Below are 11,336 nucleotides of genomic sequence, written 5' to 3'. Positions count from 1 at the left end.
GGCTTAGACTGTGCGGGTGCTTGTGCTGAGTCTCGATTCCTCCTCGATCGCCTCCGTGGCCCTGGCCCGCGACGGCGAGGTGCTGCGGGAGAGCGCCACCGCCGACACCCGCTCCCACGCCGAGGCCCTGGCCCCCGCGGTGCGCGACGTGCTGTCTGCGGAGGGGCTCACCGGCGCGGACCTCGACGCCGTGCTCGTGGGCACCGGGCCCGGCCCGTTCACGGGGCTGCGCGCCGGACTCGCGACCGCCCGTGCCCTGGGCTTCGCGTGGGGGCTGCCCGTGCACGGGCTCTGCTCGCTCGACGCCGCCGCCCACCGGATCGCGCCCCGGCTCGCCGAGGCCGGTCACGAGGAATTCGCGGTGGTCATCGACGCGCGCCGCAAGGAGCTCTACTGGCGCCCCTACCGCGTGCTCGAGGACACCGCCGCAACCGCCGTGGCCCTCAGTGAGCCCCGCGTGGGCGCGCCCGAGGACGTCCCGGCCCTGCCGAGCTGCGGTCCCGGCACCGCGCTGTACCCGCAGCGGCTCGCGCACCCCGTGCCGGGCACCGGGGACCTGCACCCCACCGCGGCGGACCTTGCGCGCGCGGCGTGGGCACTCACGAGCCGCGGCACCCCCCTGAGCACCGACACCTCGCCCCTGTACCTGCGGGAGTCGGACGCCAAGGTGCCGGCGTTCGCGAAGCGGACCACGGCGTGACGGGCCCGCAGGGGTCCGCGCCCGGGGCGGCGGCCGGTGCGGCGAGCGCGGCGGCGTCGTCCCTGCCGCGCGGCTACGCGCTGCGGCCCATGCAGCCCGGGGACCTGGACGCCGTGCACGCGCTGGAGACCGTGCTGTTCCCCGAGGACGCCTGGCCGCGGCAGCTGTTCGACGAGGAGCTGGCCCACCTCACCCGGCAGTACTGGGTGGTCAGCCGGGACCGGGAGGTCGTGGCGTACGCGGGGATGATGTGCATCCCGCCCGTCGCGGACGTGCAGACCATTGCCGTGGCCGCCGCGCACGAGGGCAGGGGGCTGGGCGCCACCCTGCTGCGCGTGCTGCACGAGGCCGCCGTGGGTGCCGGAGCCACCGAGATGATGCTCGAGGTGCGCGCGGACAACCCCCGCGCGCAGGCCCTGTACCGGCGCTTCGGCTACGAGCACATCCACACCCGGGCCCACTACTACGGTCCGGGCCACGACGCCCTGATCATGCGCCGCGAACTGGTCCCCGCCGGACCGGGCGCGCGCAGCGCGGACGGAAGGACCATCCATGAACACCGCTGAGCCCCTCGTCATGGGCATCGAGTCCTCGTGCGACGAGACCGGCGTGGGGATCGTGCGCGGCACACGGCTGCTCACCAACACGGTGTCCTCCTCCATGGCCGAGCACGCGCGCTTCGGCGGGGTGATCCCCGAGATCGCCTCCCGCGCGCACCTCGAGGCGTTCGTGCCCGCCGTGCGGGAGGCGCTCGACGCCGCCGGGGTCACGCTCGCGGACCTGGACGCCATCGCCGTGACCTCCGGTCCGGGCCTGGCCGGCGCGCTCATGGTGGGGGTGGCCGCGGCCAAGGCCCTCGCGCTCGCCGTGGACAAGCCCCTGTACGCGGTCAACCACCTGGTGGCGCACGTGGGCGTGGGTCTGCTGGACACCGACGGCACGCTGCCCGAGCACCTGGGCGCCCTGCTGGTCTCCGGCGGGCACACGGAGGTCCTCGCGGTCGGAGACATCACGGGCGACGTCCGCCTGCTCGGGGCCACGATCGACGACGCCGCCGGCGAGGCCTACGACAAGGTGGCCCGGCTGCTCGGGCTCGCCTACCCCGGCGGCCCGGCCATCGACCGGGCCGCGAAGGACGGGGACCCCGGGGCGTTCCGCTTCCCCCGCGGACTCACCGCCGGCAAGTACATGGGCTCCGCGGAGCACCCCGGCACGCACCGCTACGACATGTCCTTCTCGGGTCTGAAGACCGCCGTGGCCCGCGTGGTGGAGGCGTTCGAGGCCGCGGGCACACCCGTGCCGGTGGCGGACGTGGCCGCGAGCTTCCAGGAGTCCGTGGTGGACGTGGTCTCCCGCAAGACCGTGCTGGCGTGCACCGAGCACGGCATCACCACGCTGCTCATGGGCGGGGGAGTGGCGGCGAACTCCCGGCTGCGAGAGCTCGTCACGGCACGCTGCGCCGAGCACGGCATCCGCGTGGTGGTGCCGCCGCTGTCCCTGTGCACGGACAACGGCGCCATGGTGGCCGCTCTCGGCGCCCGGCTCGTGTCCTCCGGGGTGGCGCCCACGGGCCTCTCGTTCACCGCGAATCCCGGGCTGCCCGTGAGCACGGTGTCCGTGCCCGCCGGGGTCTGAGCCCGCAGGAACGCACCACCCGAACCCCGCGGGCGGCGCTGCCCCGGACATGCACCGCCGGGGCATGCACCGTCCGGCAAGGAGCGTCGAGGCACGCACCGTTCGACGCCGGGCCCGGCCCGCGTTCCGCGCCGCCGCACCGCGCAGCGCGGCCCGGAGGTCAGCGGATCTCGCGGTTCTGGGCCACCACGTCCATGACCACGGCACGCAGATCCCCGCCGTGGTCCTGGGCGATCCGGCGCTGGCGCTCGTAGCCGGCCTCCCGCTCCATCATGGTCTCCACGTGGCCGAGCTCGGCGGAGCAGCCCAGTTCGGCCGCGAGGGGTTCGAGCCGGTTCAGCAGCTCGCCCAGATCCTCGCGCACGTGCCGCTGCCGGTTCCGCGCATCCACGATCACCTCGGCGTCCAGCCCGTAGCGCGCCGCGCGCCACTTGTTCTCCTGGTGGTGCCACGGGGGCATCACGGGGATCGTGCCGCCGTCGTCGAGCGTGCGGGAGAAGGACTCCACGAGGCACTGCGTGAGCGCCGCGAGCGCCCCCACCTCGTGCAGGTTGGAGGGGCCGTCGCACACGCGCATCTCCACGGTGCCGAAGCGCGGGACGGGGCGGATGTCCCAGCGGTTCTCGGAGATCTCCTCGATCACGCCGGTGGCGATGAGATCCGCCACGTAGGACTCGTACTCGCTCCAGGAGTCGAAGTGGAACGGCAGTCCCGCGGTGGAGAGCTGCTGGAAGATCAGCGCGCGGTGGGAGGCGTAGCCGGTGTCGTGCCCGCACCAGTACGGCGAGTTCGCGGACAGCGCCAGCAGGTGCGGGTAGTAGTTCATGAGGCCGTCCAGCACCGGCAGGGCCTTGTCCCGGTGGTCGATCCCCACGTGCACATGCATCCCGAAGATCACCATCTGGCGGCCCCAGTACTGCGCGCGGTCCAGCACCTTGTAGTAGCGCTCCGCGTCCACCACGGGCTGGTCCGTCCAGTCCGAGAACGGGTGGGTGCCGGCGGCGTAGATCTCCAGCGACCGGGGGTCGGTGACCTCGCGGATCCGGTCCTGCGTCTGGGCCATGTGCGCCACGGCCTCCGGGACGGAGCGGCACACACCGGTGACCATCTCCACGGTGTTCTGCAGGAACTCGCCAGTGACCTGCGGGTGGTCGCCCTCTTCCCCGAGCTCCGGGTACTCGGCGACCACGGCCTCCAGGACCTCCTGGGCGCGCGGTGCGAGCTCACCCGTGGCGCGGTCCACGAGTGCCACTTCCCACTCGACGCCCAGGGTGGAGTTCTCGGAGGTCTCGAAATCAATGTGCACGGCGTGGTCCTCTCGTGGGTGCGCCGGAAACGGCAGCTGTGTCCCGGACCGGAACGCGGTTCCCGGCCACGCGCTGCCCGCTCTCCGAGAACAGGGATGTTCAGTCTAGGGGGTTAACGGCGAGCGCCACACGTCGTTGTCCGCCCGCTTCCATCACACGGGTCAGCACCAGCGTGGCGCGCTGCGATCCCCGCGGGGCGAGCTGCCTGCGCAGCTGCTCCGGCGTGACGTCGGTCCCGCGCTTCTTGACGTCCAGCGTGCCGATGTCGTGCTCCCGCACCCACCGGCGCAGCACCTTCACGGTGTGCGGCAGCACCTCGCGGACCTCGTAGGAGCGGGCGAGGGGCGTGTCCACCGGGGTGTCGGAGGAGAGGTACGCGATCGACGGGTCCATCAGGTGGGCGCCCACGCGCTGCGCGAGGTCGGTGACGAGACCCGCCCGGATCACGGCGCCGTCCGGCTCGTGCAGGTAGCGGCCCACGGGGCCCAGCAGGGCGCCGTCGGCGGGCGGGGACTGCCAGGACCCGGAGCTCAGCTCCGCCGCCGCCGACGCCGCGGGGCCGCCCGCCGTGCCCTGACCGAGCACGAGCGCGGAGCGCACCACGTCCGGGCGCCGCACGGCGTTGAACCACAGCACGGCCTCGACCACGTCCCCGCGGTCCGAGATCCACTGCGCCTCCGCCGCGGACGGGACGTGCTCGTGCGGGATGCCGGGTCCGAGCTTCGCGCCCACCGCCAGCCCGGTCTCCGCGAGACCGGTCACGAACGAGAGGGGAGGGGAGAACGCCTCGGGATCGAAGACCCGCCGGGTGCGGCCGTCGCCCGTGACGCGCCGGGCCGGATCCAGCCACACGCCCTGGACCGGGCCGTCGTCGAGGGTCCCGAGGTCCAGGGTCTGCGCGTCCGCGCACAGCACGCGCGCCCGCGGCCAGCCCGTGAGGTTGAGGGTGGCCACCGCGGCGGTGACGGGATCGCGCTCCACCGCGGTGACGGTGCGCTCCAGGGCGGCCAGCGCGAGGGAGTCCGCGCCGATGCCGCACCCGAGGTCCACCACGTGCTCGATCCCGGCCTGCGCGAAGCGCTGGGCGTGCAGGGCCGCCACGGTCCAGCGCGTGGCCTGCTCCACCCCGTGGCGGGTGAACACCATGTGCCGGGCGAACTCCCCGAACTTCGCCCGGGCCCTGGAGCGCAGCCTGGACTGGGTCAGTGCCGCGGAGACCAGCTCGGGAGGGTGGCCCTGCGCGCGCAGCGACTCCGCGAGGGAGAGCGCGGCGTCCGGGTCGTAGGGACCCAGGGAGTCCAGGAGCCGCAGGCCCTCGGGGGTGAGCAGCTGGAGCAGACCCCGGGTCTCGGCGTCGTCGGGGGCGGTGGAGGCGGTCACCCGTCCATCACACCACGCCGCGGCGCCTAGCGCGTGACCCGCCCGTCCGACGTGTCCTCGGCCCGGCCACGGCGGGCGTGGGGGCGGGGTCCGGGCGGGGGTCGGGCGATTCCGGTGCCGGGGCGGGGACCGGGTGCGCGGGCGGCGTCGTCGGTCCCCGTTCCGCCCACAGGGGAGCGGCGGGAACGCGCCTTGACCGGGCGCGGCCCGCCTCCCTACAGTGATGATTAGCACTCTCGTAGTGAGGGTGCTAAAGGCCAGGCGCTCAATCGGCACCGCGACGACGGTTGGCACGCCAACTGGCCTGTGGCGCTCGCCGTCATGGGACCCCATGACACTCGTGCGAACGCACACCGTCTCACACGCCTAGAAGAAAGGGAGAGATCGTGTCGGTCTCCATCAAGCCCCTCGAGGATCGCATCGTGGTTCAGCCGCTGGCCGCTGAACAGACCACCGCCTCCGGTCTGGTCATCCCGGACACCGCCAAGGAGAAGCCCCAGGAGGGCACCGTCCTGGCCGTGGGCCCGGGCCGCGTGGACGACAAGGGCAACCGCATCCCCGTGGACGTCAACGAGGGTGACCTGGTCATCTTCTCCAAGTACGGCGGAACCGAGGTCAAGTACAACGGCGAGGAGTACCTGGTGCTCCCGGCGCGCGACGTGCTGGCCGTCATCGAGAAGTAACTTCTCCACCGACTTCCGTGCGCGGTGCCCGTCACGTCCGCCCCAGGGCGGGCACGCGGGCGCCGCGCACGTCTTCTTTCCCGTCTCTTCTCGTTCCGCACGCACTAAGGAGCACACATGCCCAAGCAGTTGGTGTTCGACGACACCGCTCGCAAAGCACTCGAGGCCGGCGTGAACCGCCTGGCCGACACCGTCAAGGTCACCCTCGGCCCCCGCGGCCGCAACGTGGTCCTGGACAAGAAGTGGGGTGCCCCCACCATCACCAACGACGGCGTGACCATCGCCCGTGAGGTGGAGCTCGAGGACCCGTACGAGAACCTGGGCGCCCAGCTGGCCAAGGAGGTGGCCACCAAGACCAACGACGTCGCCGGTGACGGCACCACCACCGCCACCGTCCTCGCGCAGGCCATCGTGAAGGAGGGCCTGCGCAACGTGGCCGCCGGTGCCGCGCCCAGCGACATCAAGCGCGGCGTGGAGGCGGCGGTGGCCGCCGTGTCCCAGCGGCTGCTGGACGACGCCCGCCCCGTGGAGGGCCAGGACGTGGCCCACGTGGCCGCGATCTCCGCGCAGTCCGAGGAGATCGGCGAGCTGATCGCCCGCGCCTTCGAGACCGTGGGCACGGACGGCGTGATCACCATCGAGGACGGCTCCTCCACCGAGGTGGAGCTGGACGTCACCGAGGGCATGCAGTTCGACAAGGGCTACCTGTCCCCGTCCTTCATCACGGACCAGGAGCGCCAGGAGGCCGTCCTGGACGACACCCACGTGCTGCTGTTCCAGGGCAAGATCTCCGCCATCCAGGACCTCATGCCGGTGCTGGAGAAGGTGCTGCAGGCCAAGAAGCCGCTGACCATCGTCGCGGAGGACGTGGAGGGCGAGGCCCTGTCCACCCTGGTGGTCAACAAGCTGCGCGGCACGCTGGACGTCGTGGCGCTGAAGGCGCCCGGGTTCGGTGACCGCCGCAAGGCGATCATGCAGGACCTCGCGGTGCTCACGGACGCCACCGTGATCACCCCCGAGCTCGGCATCTCGCTCGAGGGTGTGGAGCTCTCCCAGCTGGGACGCGCCCGGCGGATCACCGTGACCAAGAACCAGACCACGCTGGTGGACGGCGCCGGTTCCTCGGATGCCGTGGCCGAGCGCGTGGCCGAGATCAAGGCCGAGATCGCCCGCACGGACTCCGAGTGGGACCGCGAGAAGCTGCAGGAGCGCCTCGCCCGGCTGGCCGGCGGCATCTCCGTGATCAAGGTGGGCGCCGCCACCGAGGTGGAGCAGAAGGAGCGCAAGCACCGCATCGAGGACGCCGTGTCCTCCACGCGCGCCGCGCTCGAGGAGGGCATCGTGGCCGGCGGCGGATCCGCCCTGGTCCACGCCTCCGCGTCCCTCGACGGCACGGATCTCGGTCTGTCCGGCGACGCCGCCACGGCCGTGAACATCGTGCGCCGCGCCCTGACCCAGCCCCTGCGCTGGATCGCGGAGAACGCCGGCCAGGACGGCAACGTGGTGGCCGCCCGCGTGGCGAACATGGAGCCCGGCAACGGCTACAACGCGCTGACCGGCGAGTACGAGAACCTGCTCTCGGCGGGCATCATCGACCCCGTGAAGGTCACCCGTTCCGCACTGCAGAACGCGGCGTCCATCGCGGCCCTGGTGCTGACCACCGAGACGCTGGTGGCCGAGAAGAAGGACACGGACGAGGACTGATTCCCGCAGCACCGGGCGGACACGGTCCCGCCCGGTGCCCTCCACGAGCGGCGGCCCACTCCCCACGGGGGTGGGCCGCCGCTCCCATGCCACGCGGGCCCCGGTGAACACCCGCGCGTGTTCCCTCGACGTGGCTGCGACCGGGGGAGCGGTCTAGGCTGACCTGATGCGCTTCCCGCCCCGATCCCCCTCGGTCACCTCCCCCGGACCCACTGCCTCGCACGCGCCATCCGCACGCGCGGACGGTGTGGCACCCGCGGCCGATCGCGTGGCCCGGTTCTCCGGCTTCCGGCCCGAGGTGCAGGGGCTGCGGGCGGTGGCCGTGCTGCTCGTGGTGCTCTACCACGTGTTCATGGGCCGGGTCCCCGGCGGTGTGGACATCTTCCTGTTCATCTCCTCGTTCTTCATGACCATGTCCTTCGTGCGCAAGATCGAGGGCGGGCGGCCCCTGGGCCTGGGCCGATATTGGCTGCACACCTTCAAACGGCTGCTGCCGCTGGCCGCGGTCGTCGTCCTGGCCACGTTCCTGCTGGTGTGGCGGTTCTACCCGGTGCAGGACGTCGCCGACTTCCGGTCCCAGGGCATCGCCTCGATCCTGTACGCGGAGAACTGGGCGCTCGCCTTCAACGCGGTGGACTACTACGCGGCGGACCACTCCAGCGCCTCGCCCTTCCAGCACTTCTGGTCCCTGTCCGTGCAGGGCCAGGTGTTCCTGGTCTGGCCGCTGGTCTTCACCCTCGCGTGGCTCGTGAAGCGACGCACCGGGCGCAGCAGCCTTCCCGTGCTCGCGGCGTGCTTCGGGACCGTGTTCGCCGTGTCCCTGACGTTCTCGGTCATCACCACCCACACCCAGCAGGCCTTCGCGTACTTCGACACCCGGGCGCGGCTGTGGGAGTTCGCCCTCGGCTCGCTCGTGGCCTTGGCCATCCCGTACCTGCGGCTGCCCCGCGCGCTGCGCGTGGTCCTGGGCTGGGGCGGGTTCGTGAGCATGGTCTCGGTGGGCATCCTGGTGGACGTCCAGGGCGCGTTCCCGGGGTGGATCGCCCTGTGGCCGCTGCTGTCCGCGGCGGCGATCATCGTGGCCGGGCAGTCCGGTTCGCGGTGGGGCTTCGACCGCTTCCTCTCGTGGGCCCCGGTGGTGCGCATGGGCGACGCCGCCTACGCCCTCTACCTCGTGCACTGGCCGCTGCTGATCACGTACCTCGTGATCCGCGAGCGCCCGGTGGCGGGGCCGCGTTCCGGTGTGCTCATCGTGGTCGTCTCCGTGCTGCTGGCGCTGGTGCTGACCCGCCTCGTGGAGACGCCCCTGAAGCGCTGGGCCTGGCCGGAGGCGCGGACCTGGCGGCTGGCCCTGGTGATCGCGGTGTGCATGGGCACGGTCCTGGCGACCGCGGGTGTCTGGACCGCGGTGGAGCGGCACCGGGAGGCCCAGCTGGAGGCCCGGGCCGAGCTCGACAACCCCGGCGCCCGCGTCCTGGAGCCCGGCTACGAGTTCACCGGCAACCCCGATGCCCCCACACTGCCCGCGACCATGAGTGACCAGTGGGTGGGGCTGCCGGACGCGTGCCGGGGCGAGTACAAGAGCAAAAACTCCACGGTCCAGGGCTTCTGCCGCCAGAGCGAGGAGGTGGAGAACCCGACCAAGGTGGTGGCCGTGGTTGGCAACTCGCACATGGAGCAGTACATGGGCGCGGTGATCCCCGTGGCGGAGGAGGAGAACTGGCAGCTGGTCTCCGTGCTGCAGCCGGGCTGCGGGCTCGGTGTGGAGGGGCAGTCCGAGACGTGCCGCAAGGGCAACCGGGCCGTCATGGAGTACCTCCAGGACCTGGATCCGGACGCCGTGCTGACCACCTCCACCCGCGCCGAGCGCATGGCCGGGGACGCGGAGCACGTGGTGAACGGTCTCGAGGACATCACGCGGCAGCTCTCGGACGACGGCGTCACGGTGGTCGGGTTCCGGGACAACCCCCGGCTGGACTTCGACCCCACCCGGTGCGTGGCGGAGAAGGGCCGGGAGGACCCCTCGTGCACGGTGTCACGGGACGCGGTGCTCAAGGAGGAGAACCCGGCCGCGGCGCTGGACGGGATCCAGGGCTTCGTGGGACTGGATCCCACACCCCTGATCTGCCCGCAGGGCCGGTGCGCCCCGGTGATCGGCAACGTCTCCGTGTGGTTGGACTCCCACCACCTCACGGCGGACTACGCCCGCAGCATGGCACCCCTGCTGCGGGACCGCCTGGTGCGGGCGGTGGAGTCCGGAACGTGACGACCGGTCGCGGGGATGCGCCCGGCGGCGTCGTCCCCGGCCGGTGAGGACGTGACCGCGCGGCGGTGAGGTGCGGGGGCGGCGCCGTAGACTGGTGGCGACTAACCTCGTGTGAAAGGGAGTACTCGTGCCTGACAACGTGCCCACGGCGCTCATGGACGACCCGTTCGGATTCACCGGACTGACCTACGACGACGTCCTGCTGCTGCCCGGCAACACGGACGTGATTCCCTCGGAGGCCTCCACCACCACGCGGCTGTCCCGCCGGATCACGCTGCAGGCGCCGGTGCTCTCCGCGGCCATGGACACCGTGACGGAGTCCGCCATGGCCATCTCCATGGCCCGGCAGGGCGGCATGGGCGTGATCCACCGCAACCTGTCCATCCAGGACCAGGCCGATCACGTGGACCGCGTCAAGCGCAGCGAGTCGGGGATGATCACCAACCCCGTGACCGTGTCCCCGAACGCCACCCTCGCGGAGCTGGACCGGCTGTGCGGCTACTTCAAGGTCTCCGGGCTGCCCGTGGTCGACGAGGACCAGCGGCTGCTGGGCATCATCACCAACCGCGACACCCGCTACCTGCCGGAGAGCGACTTCGAGACCCGCCTGGTGCGCGACGTGATGACCCCCATGCCGCTGGTCACGGGCAAGGTGGGAATGGGCAAGGACGAGGCCCACGCGCTGCTCGCGAAGCACAAGATCGAGAAGCTGCCGCTGGTGGACGAGCACGACCGGCTGACCGGGCTCATCACCGTCAAGGACTTCACCAAGGCGGAGCAGTACCCGCTGGCCACCAAGGACGACGAGGGCCGGCTGCGCGTGGGCGCGGCCGTCGGGTTCTTCGGCGACGGCTGGGAGCGGGCCATGACGCTCGTGGAGGCGGGCGTGGACGCCCTGTTCATCGACACCGCCAACGGCCACTCCCAGGGTGTGCTGGACATGATCGCCCGGCTCAAGAAGGAGCCCGCCGCCGACCACGTGGACGTGATCGGCGGTCAGGCCGCCACGCGCGCCGGTGCGCAGGCGATCGTGGACGCCGGCGCGGACGCCGTCAAGGTGGGCGTGGGGCCCGGCTCCATCTGCACCACGCGCATCATCGCCGGCGTGGGCGTGCCCCAGATCACGGCCATCAACGAGGCCGCGCAGGTCACCATCCCGGCCGGTGTGCCGCTGATCGCCGACGGCGGCCTGCAGTACTCGGGGGACATCGGCAAGGCGCTCGTGGCCGGCGCGGACTCCGTGATGCTCGGCTCCCTGCTGGCCGGCTGCGACGAGTCCCCGGGAGAGCTCGTGTTCGTGGGCGGCAAGCAGTACAAGGCCTACCGCGGCATGGGCTCGCTGGGCGCCATGCAGTCCCGCGGCAAGAACACCTCCTACTCCAAGGACCGCTACTTCCAGGCGGACGTCTCCGACGACGAGAAGCTGATCCCCGAGGGCATCGAGGGCCAGGTGCCCTACCGCGGTCCGCTGTCCTCCGTGCTGCACCAGCTGGACGGGGGGCTGCGCCAGACCATGTTCTACGTGGGGGCGCACAGCGTGGCCGAGCTCAAGCACAAGGGCCGCTTCGTGCGGATCACCCCGGCGGGGCTGAAGGAGTCCCACCCGCACGACATCACCATGACGGTGGAAGCCCCCAACTACAAGCGCTGACCCGCACCGC

The 11,336-nt window shown here is 72.0% G+C and carries 9 protein-coding genes; 7 read left to right on the top strand and 2 right to left on the bottom strand.

What is annotated here, in order from left to right:
* Positions 1–10 precede the first annotated feature (10 nt).
* Genes tsaB through tsaD form a run of 3 tightly spaced genes read left to right on the top strand, consistent with a single transcriptional unit; the run spans position 11 to position 2,335 of the window.
* Complete coding sequence (gene tsaB / locus C1C97_RS04610) at positions 11–700, top strand: tRNA (adenosine(37)-N6)-threonylcarbamoyltransferase complex dimerization subunit type 1 TsaB (RefSeq protein ID WP_110920629.1); 690 nt, start codon at positions 11–13, stop codon at positions 698–700.
* Positions 697–1,266, top strand: a complete 570-nt coding sequence (gene rimI, locus C1C97_RS04605; RefSeq protein ID WP_121030219.1) for a ribosomal protein S18-alanine N-acetyltransferase — start codon at positions 697–699, stop codon at positions 1,264–1,266. Before tsaB ends, rimI begins: the two co-directional genes overlap by 4 nt.
* A complete protein-coding gene (gene tsaD, locus C1C97_RS04600; protein ID WP_121030217.1) occupies positions 1,253–2,335 on the top strand; it encodes a tRNA (adenosine(37)-N6)-threonylcarbamoyltransferase complex transferase subunit TsaD in 1,083 nt (360 codons plus the stop codon). Before rimI ends, tsaD begins: the two co-directional genes overlap by 14 nt.
* Before the next feature lie 160 nt (positions 2,336–2,495).
* Here tsaD and C1C97_RS04595 read toward each other — a convergent pair whose 3' ends face one another.
* Together C1C97_RS04595 and C1C97_RS04590 are read right to left on the bottom strand one after the other, a co-directional pair.
* Positions 2,496–3,641 carry a glutamate--cysteine ligase gene (locus C1C97_RS04595; protein ID WP_121030215.1) on the bottom strand — a complete coding sequence of 382 codons (1,146 nt, stop codon included), beginning with the start codon at positions 3,639–3,641 and terminating at the stop codon, positions 2,496–2,498.
* 100 nt (positions 3,642–3,741) lie between these two features.
* Positions 3,742–5,022, bottom strand: coding sequence for a class I SAM-dependent methyltransferase (locus C1C97_RS04590; RefSeq protein WP_121030213.1), 1,281 nt, complete (start codon positions 5,020–5,022; stop codon positions 3,742–3,744).
* 386 nt (positions 5,023–5,408) lie between these two features.
* Between C1C97_RS04590 and groES the strand changes: the two genes are divergently transcribed.
* The 4 genes from groES (at position 5,409) to guaB (ending at position 11,326) form a co-directional block, all read left to right on the top strand.
* Entirely contained in the window at positions 5,409–5,705 is a 297-nt protein-coding gene (gene groES, locus C1C97_RS04585; RefSeq protein ID WP_012397747.1) for a co-chaperone GroES, read from the top strand.
* Positions 5,706–5,822: 117 nt separating this feature from the next.
* Complete coding sequence (groL, locus tag C1C97_RS04580) at positions 5,823–7,409, top strand: chaperonin GroEL (RefSeq protein WP_121030211.1); 1,587 nt, start codon at positions 5,823–5,825, stop codon at positions 7,407–7,409.
* Positions 7,410–7,656: 247 nt separating this feature from the next.
* Positions 7,657–9,675 (top strand): acyltransferase family protein, encoded by a 2,019-nt coding sequence (locus C1C97_RS04575; protein ID WP_233542735.1) that lies wholly within the window; start codon positions 7,657–7,659, stop codon positions 9,673–9,675.
* Positions 9,676–9,829: 154 nt separating this feature from the next.
* Entirely contained in the window at positions 9,830–11,326 is a 1,497-nt protein-coding gene (gene guaB, locus C1C97_RS04570; RefSeq protein WP_121030583.1) for an IMP dehydrogenase, read from the top strand.
* Positions 11,327–11,336: the final 10 nt, after the last annotated feature.

The sequence above is a fragment of the Kocuria tytonis genome, assembly GCF_003226895.2.
In the GTDB taxonomy this organism is placed as follows: Bacteria; Actinomycetota; Actinomycetes; order Actinomycetales; family Micrococcaceae; genus Kocuria; species Kocuria tytonis.
Note: the sequence above shows the minus strand (reverse complement) of the source record. Positions and strands in the feature narration are given on the sequence as shown.

Bases quoted from the DNA above. Each gene is read 5' to 3' on its own strand.
- tsaD (WP_121030217.1), top strand. From the start codon at position 1,253: ATGAACACCGCTGAGCCCCTCGTCATGGGCATCGAGTCCTCGTGCGAC.
- groL (WP_121030211.1), top strand. From the start codon at position 5,823: ATGCCCAAGCAGTTGGTGTTCGACGACACCGCTCGCAAAGCACTCGAG.
- guaB (WP_121030583.1), top strand. From the start codon at position 9,830: ATGGACGACCCGTTCGGATTCACCGGACTGACCTACGACGACGTCCTG.